The sequence below is a fragment of the Bacillus cereus group sp. BfR-BA-01310 genome (assembly GCF_022664325.1).
GTDB lineage: Bacteria > Bacillota > Bacilli > Bacillales > Bacillaceae_G > Bacillus_A > Bacillus_A paramycoides.
Genome location: NZ_JAKUHD010000002.1, coordinates 357,391 through 381,325, shown reverse-complemented (window position 1 = coordinate 381,325; position 23,935 = coordinate 357,391). Strand labels below are relative to the sequence as shown.

The window sequence follows — 23,935 nt, the reverse complement described above, 5'->3', positions numbered from 1 at the left end:
TATGAAGGGGGTGCCAGTAAGAGATGAAAGGACTATTTAAAGGTTTAAAATATACGCTTAGTAATTTGAGTAAGAAAAAGGTGACCTATGATTATCCGAATCAACCGTTGCCATTACCAGACCGCTTTCGAGGTATTCAAAAGTTTTATCCAGAGAAATGTATTGTTTGTAATCAGTGTTCTAACATTTGTCCGACAGATTGCATTCAATTAACAGGAAAAAAACATCCTGATCCTACGAAAAAGGGGAAAATTATCGACACGTACGATATTAATTTTGAAATTTGTATTCTTTGCGATTTATGTACAGAAGTTTGTCCGACAGAGGCGATTGTAATGACAAATAATTTTGAACTCGCAGAGTATTCACGTGATGATTTATTTAAAAATTTGCAGTGGCTTGACGAGAATGACGAGAACGTCAGGAAGGAGAATAAAGCATGAATGGCGAGTTTGTAGCTTTCTTTATATTATCCTTGTCTGCGATTATTGGCGGCGTTCTTATGCTGAACTTAACGAAAGTAATGCATATGATGCTGGCTCTTGTGCTTACGTTCCTTAGTATTGCAGGTTTGTACTTTCTCTTATCAGCTGAATTTATCGGAGTTGCACAAATTTTAATTTACTCTGGTGCAATCACTATTATTATGATTTTTGGCATTATGTTAACGAAACATAACGCGGAAAATGAATCGCGCCTTACTCTTCGAAAATGGATTATCTTCTTTGCGGTTGTAGCATTTGGAGCGGTTATGTATTTCGCTGTTAATAATATCGATTTTTCAAATCAAAGCACACAAGGAAGTTTACCTCTCCATGAAAAAAACACACTTCAAATCGGTACACTTCTCTATTCAAAATATATTATTCCATTTGAATTAACCTCGGTTATTTTACTTGTAGCACTTGTTGGCGCAATTATACTTGCGAAGAAGGATGAGGGGGAGGAGGATTCCCATGAGTAGCGTTCCAGCTTCTGCGTATTTAACACTTGCGATTATTTTGTTTTGCATCGGCCTATTTGGAGCTTTAACAAAGCGAAATACAGTAATTGTATTGGTTTGTATTGAATTAATGCTCAACGCCGCCAATTTAAATTTAGTAGCGTTTAGTAAATTAGGTTTGTTTCCGAATTTAACAGGACAAATTTTTTCGCTGTTTACGATGTCTGTAGCGGCAGCTGAGGCGGCGGTCGGACTTGCGATTTTGATTGCTTTGTACCGTAATCGCACGACAGTTCATGTAGATGAAATGGATACGCTGAAAGGATAGCATTGTGACCGAAAAGGGGGAAGGAAACAATGATCGATTATGCATGGCTCATACCGCTTTTCCCGCTTGTTTCGTTTTTGTTACTTATTATGTTCGGGAAGAAGATTAGAGAGGGAAGCAGTGTACTAGGTATTTTCTTCACCTTTCTCTCCTTTATAGGAGCGGTAGTTGTACTAATAGAACGATTTTCATCCGAGGCAGTGAAACATAAATGGATATGGCTTAGGGCCGGAGATATAGATATATCATTTGGTTTTGAGGTTACTGCATTAGGAGCTTTAATGCTATTTATCGTTACGCTTGTGAGCTTTCTTGTACATGTGTACTCGAAAGGTTATATGAAGGGTGACGAAAGATTACCAACCTTTTATGCATATTTAGGGCTCTTTACATTTGCGATGCTTGGACTTGTTATATCGACGAATTTATTACAGCTTTATATATTTTGGGAGTTAGTCGGCCTCGGTTCATTTTTACTTATCGGTTTTTATTTCTTTAAAGAAGAAGCGAAGGCTGCTGCGAAAAAGGCTTTTATTATGACACGTATTGGGGATGTTGGGTTATTTGTTGGGATGATTTTAATTTTTTGGAACGCAGGTAGTTTTGAATATGAGGCGATTTTTAAGGCGATTTATACGGGTGATCTTTCCCCTACCATGATTACAATAACGGCGATCTTAATTTTTATCGGTGCGATGGGGAAATCGGGTCAGTTCCCGCTTCATACGTGGTTGCCAGATGCAATGGAAGGACCGACACCTGTTTCGGCACTTATTCATGCGGCAACGATGGTCGCAGCTGGCGTATATTTAGTAGCAACGATGTTCCCTCTATTTTCAGCAAGTGCTGTAGCGATGCAAACAGTTGCAATCGTGGGTGCTTTCACCGCAATCTTTGCAGCCTCTATTGGTCTTGTACAAACTGATATAAAGAGGGTGCTTGCTTATTCTACAGTTAGTCAGCTCGGGTACATGATGCTTGCGCTAGGCTCTGCTGGTTATGTAGCTGGTGTCTTTCATTTAACGACACACGCTTTTTTTAAAGCATTACTGTTCTTGGCTGCAGGGAGTGTAATTCATGCAGTGCACACGCAAAACATTAATAAAATGGGCGGTTTACAGAAGAAGATGAAAGTAACTGCTGCGCTGTTTTTAATAGGTACACTTGCCATTAGCGGCGTTCCTCTTCTTTCCGGGTTTTTTAGTAAAGATGAAATTTTAGCGGCGACTTGGGTGAATGGTAATTACTTTCTATTCGTTTTAGCGGTAATTGCGGCATTTTTAACAGCATTTTATATGTTCCGTCTATACTTTCTTGTCTTTACGGGAGAAACGAAGACGAAGGAAGAGGTGCATGAATCGCCTCGCACAATGACGTATCCGATGATTGTCCTCGGTGTTCTTGCAGTAGTAGCAGGATATGTAAATACACCGTGGTTTGGGACGTTTCTCGGAGATTGGCTTACGAAGGATGTAGGATTCAAAGTGAAAGATGTACATGGGCCAGCTTGGATTATGGTTGTTGCGACGCTCGTTTCATTTGCGGGAATTGTCCTCGCGTATTTCATATATGGCAAGAAATCTATCTCTAGAGATTGGATCGCGGGAGAGGGGACGCCTCTTTATAACCTTTTGAAAGAAAAATATTATGTGGATGAACTATATAATGTTACGGTGCTTCCTGTTACGAAAGGGATCGCTCATATGCTTCGCTTATTTGAAGTATATGTTGTAGAAGGAATCGCAGTTTTAATTGGGGGTTTGATTAAAGGTGTGAGTGGCCTAGGGGCGAAGCTTCAAAACGGGAATGTACAAGTGTACGGCACTGTAACGGCAGTTTCGCTCGCGGTACTCGTAATTATTTTGTTATATACGGGAGGGGATTTACGATGAATGAGTTGCTATTAACGTTCTTCATTTTTTCCCCGCTGTTAGGAATTCTCTTACTGTTATTAACGCCGAAAAAAGAATCGCGTACGGTGCGAGCGCTTGGTTTATTCGGAACGGCGCTTCCATTTGGAATCGCTATCGTCCTTGCTTGTACATACGCCTCTGGAAAGAGCTTATCGATATTTGATGAAAAAGTGAAATGGATTAAATTTGGGGACTTTGCAGCAGTGGACAAAAGGTTATTTTCGATTTATTACGAGCTTGGTATTGATGGTCTATCGCTTGTAATGATGGTACTCACAGCTCTTCTAGCGATGCTTGCAGCAATTGCGGCATTTTCCATTAAAAGAAATTTAAAAGCATTCTACATGCTATTACTCGTGTTAGAAATAGGGATGCTCGGTGTCTTCGCTGCTCAAAATTTAATGCTGTTCTTTATCTTCTTTGAAATTACGTTGCCACCAATGTTTTTATTAATTGGCAAGTGGGGGAAATTGTCGAGTGAAAAGGCTACATATAGTTATTTAATATATAACGGTATTGGATCAGCCATTTTACTCATCGTTTTCTCAATTTTGTTTGCGAAAACAGGTACGACAAATATTGCGGAGCTTAAAGAGATATTAACGAGTGTAACTGCTGGGGGAGGACCGCTCGTCTCGAGTAGCTTACAGTTCGGTTTATTTCTTGCCATAATGGTTGCCTTTGCGATTAAACTACCCATTTTTCCTTTGCATCGCTGGATGGTCAATGTGCACATAGAAGCGCATCCTGCTGTAGTTATGCTTCATGCGGGAGTTCTGCTGAAGATTGGAGCGTACGGTATTATTCGCTTCGGGAAGGGGTTATTCCCAGAATACTTTCGTGAGTTTGCAACGCTAATAGCGATTTTAGGGGTAATTAATTTATTGTACGGGGCCTTTCTAGCACTTATCCAAACGGACTTTAGAAAGGTACTTGCTTACTCTAGTATTTCACATATGGGAATTGTTTTAATGGGGCTTGCGGCGTTAAATGCACCAGGCACACAGGGGGCGTTATTCCAAGTTGTGTCTCACGGTTTAATTGCAGCGTTACTCTTCTTCTTACTAGGCATAATTGAACAACGTTTCGGGACTTCGGATATTACAGCACTTGGCGGACTCGCAAAAAGTGTTCCAGTGCTTAGCGGTTTCTTCCTGGCGGGCGGTATGGCATCGCTTGGACTGCCAGGAATGTCTGGATTCGTTAGCGAATTCCTTGCCTTTCTCGGTTTATTCCAAGGGAAACCAGTCATCGCCGCTGTCGGTGTACTTGGGATTATTTTAACCGCTGTATACGTATTAAGAGCGATACTTCAAGTGACATTTGGCAAGAAAGAATGGGAAGCGAAATCTGATATACACGGATGGGAGTACGTCCCTGTTATATTGCTTATCGTTTGTATTATTGCAATTGGAGTAATGCCAGAACTACTAGGGGATCCGCTTCAAAATACATTGAAAACATTGGGGGTGAAGTAGGATGGATATGAACACGTTACTTAGCTTATCATGGCACCTCATGGTACCAGAATTCATTATTCTCGGGGCTGCCATCCTTCTTTCCATATGTGATTTGTTTTTTAAGCTGAACCATAGGTACGTAGCGATTGGTGCAATTGTCTCTGCCTTGTTAGCGATAGTGTCATTAATTACGCTATATAGCGAACCGGCAGGAGATATTTTAAATGGATCGTTTGTATTAGATGGATTTTCAAAAGGGTTTAAAACGTTGTTATTAATCGGAGCAGCTCTCGTCTTATGTATGGCAATGAGTGATGACAAAGAGGATCCTATTCGAGATAAGGGAGAATATTATTACTTAATGTTAATGGCGCTTCTTGGAGCGATGTTCATGGCTTCTAGCGTTGATTTCATCACACTATTCGTCGGTTTAGAGTTGCTTTCGCTTTCTTCGTATATTCTAGTAGGAATTCGAAAAAGAAACCGCGCATCAAATGAGGCAGCAATGAAATACGTCATTAACGGAGGGATTGGAACAGCGATTACGCTCTTTGGAATGAGTTATTTATACGGTATTACAGGATCGACCAACATAGTGGAAATGCAAAAGGTATTGACGCAAGAGTTGGCTGGTGGCATTCAGTTATTGTTAGCTCTCGCATTTCTACTATTGCTCGTTGGGCTCTCTTTCAAAATTGCAACAGTGCCGTTTCATATGTGGGCACCAGACGTATATGAGGGAGCGGCGACACCTGTCACAGCATTTCTCGGGACGATTTCTAAAATTGCGGGGTTTCTACTCATTACGCGCCTGTTCCTTATGGTATTTGCAAGTGTGGCAATCCAAGGGGATATGCAATCCTTGTATGGGCGTATGAGCATATACATTGTGGTGCTAGCTAGTATTACGATGATTGTTGGGAACGTAGTAGCCTTAAAGCAATACAATGTAAAACGCCTATTTGCCTATTCGGGCATTGCACATGCTGGGTATTTGCTCGTGCCTCTCGTGGCACTATCACAGTTTACGATGGATAGTATGTGGTTTTATATGCTGGCGTATATGCTCATGAATATAGGAGCATTTGCAATCATCCACGGATTAATCTTACAAAACAATAAGGAAAATATGACGATTTTCACAGGATTATATAAGCGATCGCCATTTACCGCTATAGTGATGACAGTTTTTATTTTATCGCTAGCTGGAATACCGGGGACGGCTGGTTTCATCGGAAAGATTAACATCTTTTTAGGAGCACTTCATGTAGAACCAGCTCATTACGTGTTAGCTTCTATTATGATGGGTACGACGGTTATTTCACTCATATATTATTTCCGGATTTTACAGCAAATGTTTTTCCGTACTGGAGAGACAGAAGAGAAAATTCAGTTACCGTTAAATATAAAGATTGTCATGAGCCTTTGCGCAATTTCGATTGTAATACTAGGGATTATGCCGATGATTGGTTACAATTTCTTTTATGAATATTTTCCATTAATGAAAGATTTCTTCTTCTTAGGGAACGTGGTACAATAGTGAAAATAAAAGGTGTAGAGTCCGTACTCTACGCTTTTTATTTTGGAGTAGCAGCAAATGAAAACGCCTATAGGTATATGTTTTTCAAAAGAAAATTTCGATGTAAAATGTAAGATACTTATTTGCGTGTGAAAAAGTGTGGCTCCTACTTATTATGGTATCGTTTTTACATTTTGCGTAAGTAGTAGCCAAGCAAAAAAGGGGTCGATTTTTTGGCACAACTTTTAGGGCAACAAGCACTGATTGCCATTGTTTCGCATTTATTATTTATTACCATTACGTGGTGGGCCTTACAAGGTATTCACATTGAGCGCTTAATGAAGTCTGGGAAAGTGATGCAGACGAGAGTGTTACTCATCCTAATTACAATTGCAATTGGGACATCTGTAAGTAACTTTTTCCTTGATTATTTAGGCTATTCGAAGAGTTTAACGTATTTAGTAAAGTAAGTGTATAGAACCTCATATCTCCGTTAACAATGGGGATAGGAGGGGATGAAATTGAAGTTTAAAGCCATTCTTATCGTTGTCGTAAGTGTTGTTTTATTTTTGGTTGGATATAGAGAGATGAAACCTATAAGCGATGAACAGAAAATGGAGAGCATGATCGCAGCTTTAGAGAAGAACGATGCAAAAGTAGAGCGGTGGTCATGGTTAGCACGAGAAACGAAAACAATTTCTAATATACATACGTTTCAAAAATTGTTAAATGAAGTGAAGGAAAAAGCAAATGTCGAAAGTTGGGAATTAGAGCAATCTCCAGATGGATATAAAGCTACATCCTATAAAAAATCTTCTTTATATGAAGAACGAGTAGTAGTAACTTGGAGTAAGGAAAATACTAAAGAAAACACTTTCATTATTTTTGAAGTAAGCGGGGCGAAATGGGACCCGAAGTACGTTCGGAAAATGGATAAAATTTTTAGTGAAAAACCTACAATTTATACTTGTGTTCAAGGTGTACTGAATGATAAGATTGAAGGTGTTTTGCAAAATAAAACCAATCAGGTTTTGAAAGATCTTTCAGCAAGAGCGATCGAACAGATAGAAGAAAGAGCATTTGTGTCAGTCTCCGCATATAATAAAAAGTGGAATGACGCTCTTTCAACAAATAGAGAGAAAATAAATGTGCAAATAGCAATACGTTCTACAGACAACAAAGATACAATTGTGGTTGGCACACCGATCATAACTTCTGAGTATTGAGTGAATAGATACTGAAAAAAGGACACGGAGGGGAATAATTTGGAAAAGATCATCGTCCGTGGCGGAAAGCGGTTGAACGGCACAGTGCGTGTTGAGGGCGCAAAAAATGCTGTATTACCTATAATCGCTGCAGCCCTATTAGCGAGTGATGGAAAGAATGTACTATCTGAAGTACCAGTTTTGTCTGATGTATACACAATTAACGAGGTATTACGTCATTTAAATGCTGAAGTCGTATTTGAAAATAACCAAGTAACAATCGATTCTTCTAAAGAATTAAACATTGAAGCACCATTTGAGTATGTACGTAAAATGCGTGCATCTGTTCAAGTAATGGGACCATTATTAGCACGTAACGGTCGTGCTCGTATTGCACTTCCTGGTGGATGTGCAATTGGTTCACGTCCAATTGACCAACATTTAAAAGGCTTCGAAGCAATGGGAGCGAAAGTGAAAGTTGGTAACGGATTTGTTGAGGCATATGTAGAGGGAGAACTAAAAGGAGCTAAAATTTATTTAGACTTCCCAAGCGTAGGCGCGACAGAAAACATTATGTCTGCAGCTACATTAGCAAAAGGGACAACAATCCTTGAAAACGCAGCAAAAGAGCCAGAAATCGTTGACTTAGCTAACTTCTTAAATGCGATGGGAGCGAAAGTACGCGGAGCTGGAACTGGAACGATTCGTATTGAAGGTGTAGATAAATTATATGGTGCAAACCACCCTATTATTCCTGACCGTATTGAAGCAGGGACATTCATGGTTGCAGCGGCAATTACTGGTGGAGACATCTTAATTGAAAATGCTGTACCAGAACATTTACGCTCAATTACAGCGAAAATGGAAGAAATGGGTGTTAAAATTATTGAGGAAAATGAAGGTATACGTGTTATTGGCCCAGATAAGTTAAAAGCGGTTGATATTAAAACTATGCCTCATCCAGGTTTCCCAACAGACATGCAATCACAAATGATGGCATTATTACTACAAGCTGATGGAACAAGTATGATTACAGAAACGGTATTCGAAAACCGCTTTATGCACGTTGAAGAATTCCGTCGTATGAATGCTGATATTAAAATCGAAGGTCGTTCTGTTATTATGAACGGTCCAAACAGCTTACAAGGTGCTGAAGTAGGCGCAACTGATTTACGTGCAGCAGCAGCATTAATCTTAGCTGGTTTAGTATCAGAAGGTTACACTCGTGTAACCGAGCTAAAACATCTTGACCGTGGCTATGTAAACTTCCATAAGAAATTAGCTGCATTAGGTGCAACTATTGAACGTGTAAACGAAAAAGTAGAAGAAGTGAAAGAACAAGAAGTTTCTGATCTTCACGCTTAATTGAAATAGTCTCTATGTCTTTTGACGTAGAGGCTATTTTTTTTAACTATTACTGTTATAGTCAATAAATTCTATACTTATGCACGTCTCAGTGAAAATATTTAGAAAATTTTTGTTTTATCTCGCACATGCTCGATTGGGATGGGCTAATAGTCAGTGGGGGATGAATAAAACCCTCACTGATCAAAGTTTCACTTTATACCGATCCCCCTAAGTATGTTCTAAAAGCCCCCTTAGTTCCATAAGAATGAAAGGAAGCCAACTTTATATTGGGGGAATAGGATGAAATTTTCAAAGCCACTTTTCATTACAATGGCGCTTTTAATAGCGCTCGTTATCATTGTACCTGCCGTCCTTGTCATTCCGTTTGCGAAAGCAAAGGTAGGGGAAGAATCTCCTAAAACTCCTCCAGTCGTACAAAGCATACCAGCTCCAGGGAAAGTTGATACAGCGGTTCAAGTTGCTGTATATCGCGATCAGCAGAAAAAGGTAGAAACATTGCCTATGGAGGAATATGTAACCGGTGTAGTAGCTTCTGAGATGAATGCCAGTTTTGAAATAGAGGCGCTAAAGGCGCAGGCATTAGCAGCAAGAACATTCGTGGTGCAGCGTATGCTAAGCGGAGGTAAGAAAAACAATGCGGACGTGACAGACACGGTGAAAGATCAAGTGTACAAAAGTAAAGAGGAACTGAAGAAGCAATGGGGGAATAACTACGAAAATAATTTAAAGAAAATCGAGGAAGCAGTTTCTAAAACAGCAGGACAAGTTTTAACGTATGAAGGTAAGCCAATTTCAGCTTCTTTCTTCTCAACGAGTAACGGTCGAACAGAAAATGCAGTGGATTATTGGGGGAATGATTATCCGTACTTAAAGAGTGTAGACAGTCCGTGGGATCAAGCATCTCCAAAATTTACGAGCGAGCAAACATTTACAGTGACGGACTTTCAAAAACGTCTCGGTGTGAAAGTACTGCCAGACGGGAAGATTGGAAACATTAAAGACCTTACAGAAGGAAAACGGGTAAAAGATGTAGAGTTTCAAGGGAAAACATTAACAGGAAAAGAAGTTCGTGAAAAATTAGATTTACGTTCTTCTGACTTTACATGGAAACAACAAGGTAATAACATCGTCGTTACGACAAAAGGTTTCGGCCATGGCGTCGGTATGAGTCAATATGGGGCAAACGGTATGGCGAAAGAAGGTAAGAAATATACAGATATCGTTGCTCATTACTATAAAGGTATTGAAATTAAGACGATGAATGATTATGAAGGGAAATTAATGGTGAAAAAATAGAGATTATAGTGCACGTACACTTTTGTTAATTTGATATAGATGTCGTTACTAGAAGGAGCTGTTCCAAAAGATATTTTGGAACAGCTCCTTTTTGTTGTATAGGTGGCTACTATTGTCAATCTTTATCGGTAAATCGATATTCCTTGTCGAATCGTTGATATATTTTGAGTTACGATAGATATATTCGAAAAATCGTTAATTTACTATGGTATTGTTCAGTAAGGAGAAAATATAAAGGGGTGTCGCCTAGTCAAAAGTTCGACTTATGGGACAGCTCTTTTTGTCATTATTTGTAGAAATAAATGGAAGTTACACTACGTACCGCGTGTTACAATACAGTTATGTGAATATATAAAACATAATAACAGGGGGTAATGAAAAATGATGATGGATGTACCACTTCTCATTCCGTCAATGATGGAACGAGCGGAGAAATATTTTTCAAAAAAGGAAGTTGTCTCACGGACTGCATCTCGTATTCATACATTAACATACGGAGAAATTGCAAAGCGGACAAGAAGGCTCGCTAGCGTATTAAAGAGAATGGGAATTGAACAAGGGGATAAAGTAGGTACAATTGCTTGGAACCATCATAGGCATTTGGAAGCATACTTTGCGATTCCAGGAATCGGGGCAGTTCTGCATACGATTAATTTAAGACTTTCCGCTGATCACATTTCATATATTATTAACCATGCGGAAGACAAAATTATTTTTGTCGATGAAGACATGGTACCTATATTAGAAAGTATTCAACACGAAATTCCACACGTAAAAGCCTTTATTATTATGACAGACGATCATAAACTACCTCACACAACACTATCACCAGCATACCATTACGACCAATTACTCGAAGAAGGCGATGAGACATTTCCGTTTGTAAAAGATTTAGATGAAAAAGAACCAGCTGGTATGTGCTACACATCGGCTACGACAGGGAAACCGAAAGGTGTAGTTTACACACACCGTAGTATCGCACTCCATAGTTATACACTCGGACTTGCAGATGGCGGGAATATATCAGAAGTAGACACTTGTATGCCTGTCGTTCCAATGTTCCATGTTAACGCATGGGGATTACCGTTTGCGAGTACATGGTTTGGTACGAAACTCGTATTACCAGGACCGCATTTCACACCAGAGATTTTGGCGGGACTAATCGACAGAGAGAAAGTAACAATTACGGCTGGCGTGCCAACCATTTGGATTGGTTTATTACAAGAACTAGAAAAACATCCATATGATATTAGCAGTGTAAAAACGATATGGTCAGGTGGATCGGCTGCTCCGCAAAGTATGATTCGTACGTATGAAGAGAAATATGAAATTGCATTTAGACAAATATATGGAATGACAGAAACGAGTCCAGCAGTTGTAATTAACTGCCCGAAATCGTATCAGCGTGATTTACCGAAAGAAGAATATTATAATTTACGTTCTCGCCAAGGATATTTATTCCCAGGATTAGAAATGAAAGTGATTGGACAAGACGGTGAAATTAAATGGGATGGAGAAGAAATGGGAGAACTTTGCCTGCGCGGCCCATGGATTGCCGGTAGCTATTATAACGATGAACGTACGGAAGAATCAATGAAAGATGGTTGGCTTCATACAGGAGACATTGTTACAGTTGATTCGGAAGGATTTATTAAAATTGCCGATCGTACGAAAGACTTAATTAAAAGCGGCGGTGAATGGATTTCTTCGGTAGATTTAGAAAATGCTTTAATGTCACATGACAAAGTATTAGAAGCATCTGTCGTAGCAGTTCCGCATGAAAAATGGCAAGAGCGTCCTGTTGCTTGTGTCGTATTAAAAGAAGGACAAGCAGTAGAACGAGACGAACTGTATGCTTTACTAGAAGCAGAATTCCCGAAATGGTGGATGCCAGATGATATTTTATTCGTGAATGAAATTCCGAAAACATCTGTAGGGAAATTCTTAAAAAGAGCACTTCGTGATCAGTTGAAGACTTATATGGTGGAGCAGAAATAAAGAAGAAGGCTATCCTTTCATTTGGATAGCCTTCTTTGTTGGTGTAATATAAGAATGTATAAAATATCATAATTTTCCATTAATTGTTTGGTATAATAGGATAAAAAGCATTTGGGGGAGACGAAATGGCGCTACTGGAGTTGAAACAGTTAGGGAAGACGAACCAGTTACCGGCAATTGAGCTAAAGGTTGAGAAGGGACAATGTGTTGTTTTGCAATGTAACAATCATACAGCTAAAGTGTTGCACCGTATTATTATCGGAGAGGAAGAGGCTTCTTCGGGCAGTGTGCTATTTGAAGAAGAGCCAATTGGGAAGAAAGTGTATTCCCGCATCGGCTTTTGCTTTTTGAAAGATGAAGCATATGACCGTTTGAAGGTGAAGGAGTACTTTAAGTTCTTATTAGGGCTGTATGAATCAAATATGAGTATGGAAGAAGTAGTACAATATGTCGGTCTCCTAGATAAGTTAAACGTTAAAATAGAAAAATTGTCATTTTCAGAGAAACGCCGTCTTCATATCGGGCGAGTTATGATTCATAATCCTGATTTAGTTATTTTGGAAGAGCCAGAGCAAAATGTAGATACAGAGAGTACGATTATTATTCGAAAAGCAATTATGAAAATGAAAGAACAAGGAAAGGCAATCTTTATTACATCGTCCTTCTTATCGGATGCGCTCTCGCTAACAGAGGATGTATACATATTAAATCAAGACGGTGTAAAAAAAGTGGAGATCGAGCAAGAAGAAGTGGAAGAGGTCGATGAGGAAAAAGTAGTTCAAATGATTCCGCAAATAAAACTTGAAAGAATACCAGCGAAAGTGAACGATAAAATCATTTTACTTGATCCGATGGAAATTCATTTCATTGAGACGCAAAATGGAGTGACACATATTCACGTTCGTGAAGGTGATTTCGTATGTGCGTTAACATTAAGTGAACTAGAAACAAGGTTAACAGGTTTCGGATTCTTCAGATGTCATCGCTCGTACCTCGTTAATTTACAAAGAGTGCGAGAAGTTATTACTTGGACTCGTAACAGTTTTAGTTTAATTTTGGATGACGAGAGAAAAAGTTCAATCCCGCTTTCAAAAGGACGAATGGATGAATTAAAAGGTGTAATTGGACTATAAAATTGCTCCAATAAGCTCAAAATACGATTCATTCACCGGTAAAAATACTCCTTTTACGGGTATTTTACTGCGTAAACCCTTTGTTTTTCATATGATTGAGTCAAGAAAAGCGAAACAGTCAAATCGAAACTTGCGAAAGCGACTTTCATCTATATAAGAAAAACAAAGGGGATGACGAAATGACATTGGCAATTGAAATGAAAGATGTAATGAAAAGTTTCAACGAAAAAACAGCACTTCGAAATGTAAATATTGAGGTGAATCAAGGAGAAATTTTTGGATTCCTCGGGCCGAGTGGATCCGGTAAAACAACAACAGTAAAAATTTTAACTTCTCAATTACTTCATAGCGTTGGAACTGTAAGAGTATTAGGGAAAGATATTACAGGACCAAGTAGCATCGATTACAAACGAATTGGCATTTTAACAGACAATAGCGGCTTATACGAGAGACTTAGCATTTATGATAACTTACTACTATTTTGTGACTTATACGAGTGTAAAAAAGAACGAATCGATGAAGTACTATCACAAGTGAACTTATTAGAAGATAAAAAAACACAAGTGAAAAAATTATCAAAAGGAATGAAGCAGCGCGTCACACTAGCGAGAGCAATCCTTCATAAACCAGATATCCTCTTCTTAGACGAACCAACATCTGCACTTGACCCAGTAAACGTGCAAAACATTCATAAAATCTTAAAAGACTTAAACAAAGAAGGAACTACGATTTTCTTAACGACGCACAATATGGACGAAGCAGAAACGCTTTGTAACCGCATCGCCTTCTTATGTGGAGGAGAAATTGTAGCACTTGATACACCAGAAAACTTGCGATTAAAATACGCGAAAGATCAAATACAAGTTGTGTTAAAAGATAAACAAAAAGAAACAGTGAAAAAAGATGAATTAGGGGCAAAACGTATTTCAGAATGGATGAAAAAGGGCGAACTGTTATCTATTCATTCACACGAACCAACACTAGGCGATATCTTTATTGAAGTTACTGGGAGGGGATTATAATGACATTTTCAATGAGACGTGTATCAGCTATTTTTAGAAAAGAAGTACAAGATTTTAAGTCGAATTCACAAGTGTTGTTAATGGCATCTTTACCAATTATATTTGCATTTATATTTAGCAGATTTGGGCAAGGGAGTGCAGGTGTTAGTATTATTACTTTAACGAGCTTCCTCTTTGTTGCTGGATTTGTTCAATCTATGGTAATCGCAGAAGAGAAAGAAAAGCATACATTGCGTGTATTAATGTTATCTCCAGCATCTTCTGTTGAAGTTCTTCTTGGAAAAAGTATATTAACAGCATGTTTGACGTTGATTATTTGTATTGTAAACTTATTCATTCTGGATCAATTAAGTGGCAACCTTTTATTGCTAGGATTGATTATGTTATGCGGAACGATTTTATTTATCGTAATTGGAACAGTGATTGGGTTATTAGCTGAGTCTGTACCACAAACATCACTAATTGGAATGCCGATATTAATGACGATGTATTTAGCTGTACAATTTGAGCCAATGGTTGAAAATAAAGTAATTAAGACGATGATTGAGTACCTTCCAACGTCTCATATGGCGAAAGCGATTAACAGCTTAGTAGATGGAGCTGGGTTTAGTAGTATTAGTGGGCATATGCTAAATGTCGGGATTTGGCTTGTTATTTCGCTTGCTGCATGTTTAATCGTATACAAGAAAAAACAATTAGACTAAAAACTGAGCCAAAAGTGCTCAGTTTTTTTCTTTTTTCATCATTTCCTCGGAAATTTTACAATTTCTATACATATTTTTACAGATTTTGTCGAAAAGTAATTAGTTATAGGTTGTATAGGATGTTTGAATATTGTTCAAAATGATTGCTGAGGTGATGATGGAATGCGAGGAAGAAATAATAAAAAGTCGCGAAAAGTAGTACATTTATTTCAAAGAAGATGGGTGTTTCCGGCACTATACATTGCTTGTGCAGCGGTAATCTTAATGGTTGCGCTATGGTTCCAAGGAGCTAATCCGAAGAAAGCTCCGAACCAAGATCAAGCAACACCGTATACACAAACGGATGATCCAGCAGTACCAGTAACAAAATCTTCAGAAGTAGTGAAAATGCCAGCTGCAGCAAATGCAGAAGTAGTAGTACAGAAGAAATTCTATGAAGATGCAGCAACAGAGGCGGAACAAGAAAAAGCACTTGTCTTTTATAACAACACATATTCCCCGAATAAAGGAATCGACATTGCTGCGAAAAATGGAAAAGAATTCGATGTTACAGCTGCTTTAAGTGGTACAGTAACGAAAGCTGAAAAAGATTCACTTCTTGGTTATGTTGTAACAGTAGATAGTGGAAATGGTGTAGCGGCATCTTATCAAAGCTTAGGCAGTGTGAAAGTAGAAAAAGGTGCACGAGTTGCACAAGGTGAAGTACTAGGGAAATCCGGTTTAAGTACAATGAATAAAGATGCAGGTTCTTACGTTCACTTTGAAGTACGTAAAGACAATGTGGCTGTGAATCCTGAACGTTACTTAAATAAATCAGTATCAGAAATTAAAGCTGATGCAGGTACTACAAAGGCGACGAATGCTTCTGGTAAAAAAGCTGATGACAAATCTCAAAAAGAGGAAAAGTCAACAAGCACGAAACCAGAAAGTAAAACAGAAGATAAATCTCAAAAAGAAGAGAAATCAACAAGCGGTTCGACTAGTGATAAAGAGACGAACGGCAAACAAGAGGACAAAGCTAAGAAAGAAGAAAAATCAACAAATGGTTCTACAGAATCATCTAGTGATTCTTCTTCACAAGAATAAAAAAGTGAAAAAATCAGTTCTCACTAGGAGAGCTGATTTTTTCATTTTCATATAAAAATAATCAGTTTCGAGAAAAAATTTGCAATAACAAGGAAAAATGACGAGATTTTCGAATATATATTACAAAAGGGAGGGGATACTATGTCATTTTTATCTGTTCTGTCGATTGCTATTATTTTATTGTTTGTTTTATTCGCTTTATATTATTATATTGCCGGTAAGAAAGAAGTTCCCCACCATCAGTTGTTAGAAGAAGAGTATGAACGAGAAAAGTGACACCTTGTATAAGAGGTGTCACTTTTTTTCGCCATAATTGTCATTGTTAACGTATTTCTCACACAAAAACGTAATTTTTCTTAACTTAGTCCGCAAAAATAGTGAACATGTAGCATATATCAGTAGTGCGGGCAATACAATGGTATAAACCAATGCAAAGAGAGTGTTTGAGGTGAGAAATCGTGAATCATTTCATTATAAATCCAAGAATGTTTAACGCTTACAAACAGCACTCACATTTACTTCATAGTCGTATGCAGCGAGTCTCATTTCACACTTCCCACATCCAATTTAGGGAGGCGAGTGGTGTGCACGATTACATCAAAGAGAGAACTATCAAGATTGGCAAGTATATCGTGGAGACAAGAAAGACAGTGCGTGTAATTGCAAAGGAGTTTGGGGTATCAAAGAGTACAGTCCATAAAGATTTAACAGAACGTTTGCCAGAAATTAATCCAGAGCTCGCAAATGAAGTGAAAGAAATTCTTGATTATCATAAGTCTATTCGTCATTTAAGAGGGGGAGAAGCAACAAAGCAGAAGTATAGAAAAGAAGATATAGAAAAGCCTGTACGTCAATAAATGCAAAACAGCAAACATTCCTTACAGATTCGGTAATGTTTTTCAGAAAAATTCTTTTTGTGAATATTACGTTTCTGTTAAAATTATGATAAAATCAGAAATTAGGTGTAAAAGAATTCGGGTGTAACCTGATTTTGAATATCGAGGAGGAAAAGACGGGAATGTTTGCGCGAGATATCGGAATTGACCTAGGTACGGCTAACGTATTAATTCATGTTAAAGGTAAGGGTGTTGTATTAAATGAGCCATCTGTTGTGGCAATTGATCGTAATAGTGGAAAAGTATTAGCAGTAGGTGAAGAAGCAAGAAGTATGGTGGGACGTACACCTGGTAATATTGTGGCAATTCGTCCGCTTAAAGATGGTGTAATCGCAGATTTCGAAATTACAGAAGCAATGTTAAAGTATTTCATTAACAAATTGGACGTGAAGAGCTTCTTTTCAAAACCTCGTATTTTAATTTGCTGTCCAACAAATATCACATCTGTAGAACAAAAAGCAATTCGTGAGGCTGCTGAACGTTCAGGTGGTAAAACAGTATTTTTAGAAGAAGAACCAAAAGTGGCCGCAGTTGGTGCTGGTATGGAAATCTTCCAGCCAAGCGGAAACATGGTTGTTGATATTGGTGGAGGTACAACAGATATTGCCGTACTTTCTATGGGTGATATTGTTACCTCTTCCTCTATCAAAATGGCTGGCGATAAGTTTGATATGGAGATCTTAAACTACGTTAAACGTAAGTATAAGCTATTGATTGGAGAACGTACTTCAGAAAATATTAAAATTAAAGTTGGTACAGTATTCCCAGGTGCACGTAGTGAAGAGCTTGAAATTCGCGGACGTGACATGGTAACTGGTTTACCACGTACAATTACAGTATGCTCTGAAGAAATTACAGAAGCACTAAAAGAAGACGCGGCTATCATTGTACAAGCTGCAAAAGGCGTACTAGAGCGCACACCACCAGAACTATCTGCGGACATTATTGACCGTGGTGTTATTCTAACAGGCGGTGGAGCTTTATTACACGGTATCGACATGCTTCTAGCAGAAGAGTTAAAATTACCAGTATTAATTGCTGAAAATCCAATGCAATGTGTTGCTGTTGGTACAGGTATCATGTTAGAAAACATCGATAAATTACCACGTCGTGCATTACGATAAGGTTCAAAAACGTATAAAAGTAGTAAAAATCAGGAAGAGGATGTTTTCTTCCTGATTTTTTTGTAGTTGAAGAAGATAAATAGAACTTTGTAGAACTAATGAAGAAAACGTTTTCCTAGAGTGCATATGACAAAAACTGCGTATTAATGGTAATAGTTTGTAAATGAAAAGTATGCGATAATCACTATTGTGAATTTTATGCGAACTTGATGTAAATTATATGTAAATTTGTTTAGGTTTACAGGGCCTGTTGAAATAATTAAAAATAAAGAAGACGGATTGCTTGTAGAAGAAGGAAATATTGATGAACTTGCTAATTCATTAATGACTTTAATAGGATCTGAAGAATTAAGAAAAGAATATGGTCACAAGGCTAAAAAGAATGTTGAGAGGTATACTTTTAATGTCGTTGGTGACAAGTGGGAAAATATTTTAGAAGAGCAAGTACAAAAAAATAAAACAGAATAAGAAGGCATTAACAGAGATATCGATATAATATTTTATTGATGTTGTATTAGTAATATCTTTAGTCATAGAATAATAACGTGTGAAATATGAATAGGTAGACATCATAAAATTAAAACAGAAAATATATAGATAATTTATTTTACATAGGAGTGTAATTAAATTCTCTATTTCTTTTTATTAGTGGTTAGATTTATGATTTATATAAATACGTTTTAGATTACTAGGAGGATTTTCATTGAAAAAAGTAAGAAAAGCCATTATTCCGGCTGCAGGATTAGGAACTCGTTTTTTACCGGCGACAAAGGCTATGCCGAAAGAAATGCTACCAATTGTTGATAAACCAACAATTCAGTATATTGTGGAAGAAGCAATTGAGTCTGGAATTGAAGATATTATTATTGTAACGGGAAAAGGAAAACGCGCAATTGAAGATCATTTTGATCATTCTTTTGAATTAGAACAAAACCTATTATCAAAAGGAAAGCATGAAATTCTTGAGAAGGTACAAGAGTCTTCGAAAATCAATATTCATTATATTCGTCAAAAGGAGCCTAAAGGTCTAGGACATGCTGTATGGTGTGCACGTAAATTCATTGGGAATGAACCATTTGCTGTATTACTTGGTGATGATATTGTTCAAGCTGAAACGCCATGCTTACGTCAATTAATGGATCAATATGAGGTAACAAAATCATCAGTAATCGGTGTTCAAACGGTTCCAGAAAATGAAACACACCGTTATGGCATTATTGATCCATTAGAACAAAAGGATCGTAGTTATCAAGTGAGTAAATTTGTGGAAAAACCCGCTAAAGGAACAGCACCATCTAATTTAGCAATTATGGGACGGTACGTATTAACGCCAGAAATATTTATGTTCCTAGAAGATCAACAAACTGGAGCAGGTGGAGAAATTCAGTTAACAGATGCAATTCAACGTTTAAATGAAATCCAACGTGTGTTTGCTTATGACTTTGAAGGGACACGCTATGATGTTGGAGAAAAGCTTGGATTTATTCAAACAACTATTGAAATGGCACTGCAACATGAGAACCTAAGAAAAGAGCTATTAGACTATATGAAAAAGTTAGTAGAAAGCGAAATGGTTTATAATTAAGTTTTAACGACACAAAAAAGATGCTGAATTTTTATGAATTAAAGTCAATATACTTGGTAAAAAGTTAAGGTAAATCTGTTTTGAGGATTAACTTTTTAATGATATTTCTTTTTTCAGTCATCATACTTGTAGAACATTGTTTAATTCAGTTGTAAATGGTTACTTCTGATACGCCATACTCGCTGCTTAATGCTTTTACAGATTGCCCCGAACGATATAATTCAACCACCATTTTTTTAAACTCTTCATTAAATTTCTTGTTTGTCATACGGACACTTTCTCCTTGAAATCCATTGTAAGGACTTACTTTAGTTGTGTCCATATGACTATACTAACTCTATTATTTTTGAATTTATATAAGGATAATTGAATTAAATATACTTAGGTAATCGATGGATTTGATGTATAAATTTATATTGACGGGTTCATTATCAAGAACTAAAATGAATATTAAATGAGTATATTAAGATTAATCAAAAAAAGTATATATTTTCCGAATAAAATATATACTCGGAAAATATATCCTATTTATGATTTATTAAGTTATGTTCGGTATAATCAAAATTAACTTAGGTTATACGATTTAATTTACCTAAGATTTGCTTTTTTATTAATTAAATAGACAGTAATGGAGGGGAAACATGGAAAAGGAAATAAACTTAAAAAAATTATTTAGTGTTATAAAAAGAAAATTTTGGGTTATTGTAGTAATTACGATATTAGCGGCATGTATTGGTGGTATATATAGCATTTTCATGAAAACGCCTTTATATGCGTCTTCTGCAAGAATCCTCATTCCAGCTAATGCTGATGCTATAGCTACACTTAAAGTGATGATAAAGGAACCTATTGTTTTAGAGAAAGTGGCCCAGCAATTAAATTCGCAAAAATCAGCAGATGCATTGAACGGACAGGTCAGTGTTGGAAAGATTGAAGAGTCACAGGTTTTTGTTATTACGGCTGTGGATACTAATCAAGCCCAGGCAGCCAAAATTGCCAATGCTACAGCAAATGTTTATAAAGAAGAAGCCAATGCTATCCTAAATTTTTCGAATGTCCGCATCTTAACAGAAGCAAAAGTACAAGAACATCCTTTACCGATAAACTTGAATCATGCAAAAGCGATTGAGGTGGCCTTGGCTGCCGGTCTTATACTGAGTATCGGAGTAGTCTTTGTATTGGATTCTCTTGATGAAACAATTAGATCGGAACGTAACATTGAAAAATTATTACCGGTTCCCGTTTTAGGAAGTGTTTCTCAAATGAAGAAAAATAATATAGTAGATAAAACAAGTAAGAGAGAAAGTGTAATAGTGGAGGGGAAAACATTTGATTCATAATAAAAAGCAAAGCCGTATTCTTGATAATAGTCATTTAATTGCTCATATCGCTCCGAAATCGAAGATGGCTGAGGAATATCGAGCAATTCGTACTAACCTTCAATTTGCAATTGGCACGGACAAAACAAGAACTATAATTATTACTTCTCCTGGATATGGAGAAGGTAAAACCACCACTGTGGCAAATTTGGCGGTTTCTATGGCTCAGCGAGATGAAAAAGTCTTAGTTGTTGATGCGGATTTGCGAACTCCGGAATTACATGCGATTTTTGGAATGGAAAATAAATCTGGATTAACAAATATTTTGGAGGGAAAAGCAGCATTAGAAAAAGTGGTAATGCAGACAGAAATCAAAAATGTACATATATTGACAAGTGGCCCCGAAATTAATAATCCAGCTGAGATGCTTAGTTTACCATCTATGCAAAATTTAATTAGCAAAGCAATAGAGCAGTATGACATTATTTTATTTGATTCTCCGCCCCTTCTTGAGGTCATAGATACAAATATACTAGCCAGTCAATGTGATGGGGTATTATTGGTGCTAAGTTGCTATCAAACTGCTAGTGAAGCAGTTGTTGAAGCGAATAGAGCCTTAGATTTAACAAAAGGAAGGCTTGTAGGGGCTATTCTAAATAAAAAAGTATAAGAGATTTATTAGAATTGATTATACATAAAATAATAATACAGCGCTTTCCTAATGGGTGACGTAAGGATGAGAAGCTTTTCATATATTTTATAGTAGAGAATGAAAGACCACCTATAAAAAATTATAGGATACGGTGATGTCTCCTTACCACTATCAATGGAGACACTCGATCATACTGTGGGTTGAAGAACCTTAGACGTTAGTCGTCAAGGGTGTGGTGTGAGGGAGGGTTGGATGCCCAAACTTATTTGAAGTTCTTGTCTAGAAAGTCTTTCTAAAGGATTTTGTAGATAGGAACTTTGTATTAGTTGGTTATTGATTATTTTCCTTGTCTATATGTTTAGCTAGACATATTCAATATATAAATCTTTTAATTCTAAGATAACAATTATGAGGATTTCCTTTTGTTATATATAAAAAATTTAGAGAGGGGGGCTATTATGACGTATCGCCAGAGATTATCCTTATTAATTTTAATTGATTCCTTAATCGTATTAACTACGGTTTTCTTTAGTCGTTTCTTAGTAAGTGCTGATTTCAATGTCATAACATTTCCCATCGTAGTGAGTGCAATGACGCTGCTATTTAGCCATCATATTTTTTCTTTTATTTATAAGCTTTATAAAAAAGCATGGGAGTATGCAAGTGTAGGAGAATTACTAATTATTTTAAAAGCAATCACACTTTCTGTTATCACAACAGCAGTAGTACAACAAATATTGGTTCAAGATATTTATTTCCGTCTTCTTGTTGTAACGTGGATGATTCATATTTTACTGATTGGAGGATCACGTTTTCTATGGCGGATGTTCAGAGATGCTTATATTCAAAAAGGGGACGACAAAAAAAGAACACTAATTATTGGTGCGGGTTCTGCAGGTACAATGGTTGTAAGGCAACTTCTGAATAGTAATGATACTGAATTACTGCCTGTGGCATTTATTGATGATAATATAAAGAAACAAGGATTGGATATTCTTGGAATACCGGTAATTGGAGGAATTGACCGTATTGAATTTGCTGTTCAGCAATTAGATATCGATAGCATCATAATAGCAATTCCCTCACTTAGCAAGAAAGCATTAAATATGATTTTTCAAGAATGTTCCAAGACAAAAATAAAAACACAAATTCTTCCAATGCTAGAGGATTTAGTGACTGGAAAAGTTTCAGTGAATGAATTTCGTGATGTCCAAGTAGACGATTTATTAGGACGTGATCCTGTTGAATTGGATATTGAAAGTATTTCAGAATTTATTACTAATAAAATTATTTTAGTAACTGGTGCTGGTGGTTCAATTGGATCTGAAATTTGTCGTCAAATTGCAAAATTCAACCCAAAACAATTGATTTTATTAGGTCATGGTGAAAATAGTATTTATTCTATCGAAATGGAATTGAAAGAGCTATACGGTGACACAGATATTGTCGTTACCACAGAAATTGCTGATGTACAGGATGATCTGAAAATGATGTCAGTAATGAGTCAATATCAGCCTCAAGTTGTTTATCATGCCGCTGCACATAAGCATGTACCATTGATGGAACGTAACCCTGAAGAAGCTATTAAAAACAATTTAATTGGGACAACAAACGTGGCAAAAGCGGCAAGTTGGAATGGGGTCGAGACGTTTGTAATGATTTCTACAGATAAAGCTGTGAATCCGACAAGTGTAATGGGAGCAACAAAAAGGCTTGCTGAAATGGTAATTCAAAACTTGGACAAAACAAGTAATACAAAGTTTGTGGCTGTAAGATTTGGTAATGTATTAGGAAGCCGCGGTAGTGTTATACCGTTGTTTAAAAAACAAATTAAGCAAGGTGGTCCAGTTACGGTTACACATCCAGATATGATTCGGTACTTTATGACAATTCCAGAGGCGTCCAAGCTTGTAATACAGGCTGGTGCATTAGCTAAAGGTGGAGAAATATTTGTGTTAGATATGGGGGATCCTGTGAAAATAGTAGATCTTGCGAAAAATTTAATTACATTATCAGGAAATTCTCTAGAAGAAATACAAATAGAGTTCACTGGAATAAGACCTGGAGAGAAGCTCTTTGAAGAACTATTGAAAAAAGAAGAAATACATGAACAACAAGTTCATCCTAAAATTTATATAGGTAAAACATCGAACCTTTGTATAAACGAAATTGAAGCAGTTCTCCAAACTTATAAGAATCTCGAGAAGACGGAATTAAGAAAACGTGTATTGACATTGGCAAATAGTCATAAACTCCACAAAATATGATGTAAATATGGATTTTGATCTACATATATATGCTTAGACTTATGTTTCACTATGTAGGGAAATGAGAATGAAGTATACACAGGTGGTTAGTTACAATATAACAATTGTAGGGTGATA

The 23,935-nt window shown here is 37.0% G+C and carries 23 protein-coding genes and 1 pseudogene; 23 read left to right on the top strand and 1 reads right to left on the bottom strand.

Translation table 11 applies throughout. The features are described 5' to 3' along the window. Window positions 1-23 precede the first annotated feature (23 nt). The 20 genes from nuoI (at window position 24) to galU (ending at window position 19,580) form a co-directional block, all read left to right on the top strand. A complete protein-coding gene (gene nuoI / locus MR109_RS06985) occupies window positions 24-443 on the top strand; it encodes an NADH-quinone oxidoreductase subunit NuoI (protein WP_000677191.1) in 420 nt (139 codons plus the stop codon). Further along, entirely contained in the window at window positions 440-964 is a 525-nt protein-coding gene (locus MR109_RS06980; RefSeq protein WP_025147056.1) for an NADH-quinone oxidoreductase subunit J, read from the top strand. The genes nuoI and MR109_RS06980 overlap by 4 nt, the downstream gene beginning before the upstream one ends. Continuing rightward, window positions 957-1,271, top strand: coding sequence for an NADH-quinone oxidoreductase subunit NuoK (nuoK, locus tag MR109_RS06975; protein ID WP_002174335.1), 315 nt, complete (start codon window positions 957-959; stop codon window positions 1,269-1,271). The genes MR109_RS06980 and nuoK overlap by 8 nt, the downstream gene beginning before the upstream one ends. A 29-nt stretch (window positions 1,272-1,300) precedes the next feature. Further along, complete coding sequence (nuoL, locus tag MR109_RS06970; protein ID WP_242271504.1) at window positions 1,301-3,163, top strand: NADH-quinone oxidoreductase subunit L; 1,863 nt, start codon at window positions 1,301-1,303, stop codon at window positions 3,161-3,163. Continuing rightward, a complete protein-coding gene (locus MR109_RS06965) occupies window positions 3,160-4,662 on the top strand; it encodes an NADH-quinone oxidoreductase subunit M (protein WP_242271503.1) in 1,503 nt (500 codons plus the stop codon). Before nuoL ends, MR109_RS06965 begins: the two co-directional genes overlap by 4 nt. A 7-nt stretch (window positions 4,663-4,669) precedes the next feature. Continuing rightward, entirely contained in the window at window positions 4,670-6,184 is a 1,515-nt protein-coding gene (gene nuoN, locus MR109_RS06960; RefSeq protein ID WP_374202570.1) for an NADH-quinone oxidoreductase subunit NuoN, read from the top strand. Window positions 6,185-6,396: 212 nt separating this feature from the next. Continuing rightward, entirely contained in the window at window positions 6,397-6,633 is a 237-nt protein-coding gene (locus tag MR109_RS06955; protein WP_002174331.1) for a DUF1146 family protein, read from the top strand. A 51-nt stretch (window positions 6,634-6,684) separates the two neighbouring features. After that, window positions 6,685-7,389: a YwmB family TATA-box binding protein gene (locus tag MR109_RS06950; RefSeq protein WP_176547753.1), complete on the top strand. Its 705-nt coding sequence runs from the start codon at window positions 6,685-6,687 to the stop codon at window positions 7,387-7,389. A 39-nt stretch (window positions 7,390-7,428) separates the two neighbouring features. Then, complete coding sequence (gene murA / locus MR109_RS06945) at window positions 7,429-8,733, top strand: UDP-N-acetylglucosamine 1-carboxyvinyltransferase (RefSeq protein WP_242271501.1); 1,305 nt, start codon at window positions 7,429-7,431, stop codon at window positions 8,731-8,733. Window positions 8,734-9,015: 282 nt separating this feature from the next. Then, on the top strand, window positions 9,016-10,032 hold the full coding sequence (gene spoIID, locus MR109_RS06940) for a stage II sporulation protein D (protein ID WP_242271499.1): 1,017 nt from the start codon (window positions 9,016-9,018) through the stop codon (window positions 10,030-10,032). Between the two features lie 381 nt (window positions 10,033-10,413). Continuing rightward, window positions 10,414-12,030, top strand: a complete 1,617-nt coding sequence (locus MR109_RS06935) for a long-chain fatty acid--CoA ligase (protein WP_242271497.1) — start codon at window positions 10,414-10,416, stop codon at window positions 12,028-12,030. Window positions 12,031-12,155: 125 nt separating this feature from the next. Then, entirely contained in the window at window positions 12,156-13,163 is a 1,008-nt protein-coding gene (locus MR109_RS06930; protein ID WP_242271496.1) for a LytTR family transcriptional regulator DNA-binding domain-containing protein, read from the top strand. Between the two features lie 179 nt (window positions 13,164-13,342). Continuing rightward, window positions 13,343-14,185 (top strand): ABC transporter ATP-binding protein, encoded by an 843-nt coding sequence (locus tag MR109_RS06925; protein ID WP_025147064.1) that lies wholly within the window; start codon window positions 13,343-13,345, stop codon window positions 14,183-14,185. Then, window positions 14,185-14,889, top strand: coding sequence for an ABC transporter permease (locus MR109_RS06920; RefSeq protein WP_025147065.1), 705 nt, complete (start codon window positions 14,185-14,187; stop codon window positions 14,887-14,889). The genes MR109_RS06925 and MR109_RS06920 overlap by 1 nt, the downstream gene beginning before the upstream one ends. 162 nt (window positions 14,890-15,051) lie before the next feature. Beyond that, entirely contained in the window at window positions 15,052-15,975 is a 924-nt protein-coding gene (locus MR109_RS06915; RefSeq protein ID WP_242271494.1) for a stage II sporulation protein SpoIIQ, read from the top strand. A 141-nt stretch (window positions 15,976-16,116) separates the two neighbouring features. After that, the gene (locus MR109_RS06910) at window positions 16,117-16,251 is read left to right on the top strand and encodes a hypothetical protein (protein WP_025147067.1); all 135 of its coding nucleotides are present in this window, start codon (window positions 16,117-16,119) and stop codon (window positions 16,249-16,251) included. A gap of 308 nt (window positions 16,252-16,559) precedes the next feature. Further along, window positions 16,560-16,832 (top strand): sporulation transcriptional regulator SpoIIID, encoded by a 273-nt coding sequence (gene spoIIID, locus MR109_RS06905; protein WP_000544010.1) that lies wholly within the window; start codon window positions 16,560-16,562, stop codon window positions 16,830-16,832. A gap of 161 nt (window positions 16,833-16,993) precedes the next feature. Next, on the top strand, window positions 16,994-17,995 hold the full coding sequence (gene mreB / locus MR109_RS06900; protein WP_242271493.1) for a rod shape-determining protein: 1,002 nt from the start codon (window positions 16,994-16,996) through the stop codon (window positions 17,993-17,995). A 228-nt stretch (window positions 17,996-18,223) separates the two neighbouring features. After that, window positions 18,224-18,463: a glycosyltransferase gene (locus MR109_RS06895; protein WP_374202568.1), complete on the top strand. Its 240-nt coding sequence runs from the start codon at window positions 18,224-18,226 to the stop codon at window positions 18,461-18,463. Window positions 18,464-18,698: 235 nt separating this feature from the next. After that, entirely contained in the window at window positions 18,699-19,580 is an 882-nt protein-coding gene (gene galU, locus MR109_RS06890) for a UTP--glucose-1-phosphate uridylyltransferase GalU (protein ID WP_242271488.1), read from the top strand. Window positions 19,581-19,731: 151 nt separating this feature from the next. Here galU and MR109_RS06885 read toward each other — a convergent pair. Next, window positions 19,732-19,848: pseudogene (locus MR109_RS06885) on the bottom strand (transposase); the annotation flags it as partial. Between the two features lie 373 nt (window positions 19,849-20,221). On the opposite strand from MR109_RS06885, the gene MR109_RS06880 reads away from it, so the two are divergent. The 3 genes from MR109_RS06880 (at window position 20,222) to MR109_RS06870 (ending at window position 23,818) form a co-directional block, all read left to right on the top strand. Beyond that, window positions 20,222-20,920: a YveK family protein gene (locus MR109_RS06880; RefSeq protein ID WP_242271479.1), complete on the top strand. Its 699-nt coding sequence runs from the start codon at window positions 20,222-20,224 to the stop codon at window positions 20,918-20,920. After that, window positions 20,910-21,569 carry a CpsD/CapB family tyrosine-protein kinase gene (locus MR109_RS06875; RefSeq protein ID WP_242271477.1) on the top strand — a complete coding sequence of 220 codons (660 nt, stop codon included), beginning with the start codon at window positions 20,910-20,912 and terminating at the stop codon, window positions 21,567-21,569. The genes MR109_RS06880 and MR109_RS06875 overlap by 11 nt, the downstream gene beginning before the upstream one ends. Window positions 21,570-22,009: 440 nt before the next feature. Then, complete coding sequence (locus MR109_RS06870; protein ID WP_242271475.1) at window positions 22,010-23,818, top strand: polysaccharide biosynthesis protein; 1,809 nt, start codon at window positions 22,010-22,012, stop codon at window positions 23,816-23,818. Window positions 23,819-23,935 lie beyond the last annotated feature (117 nt).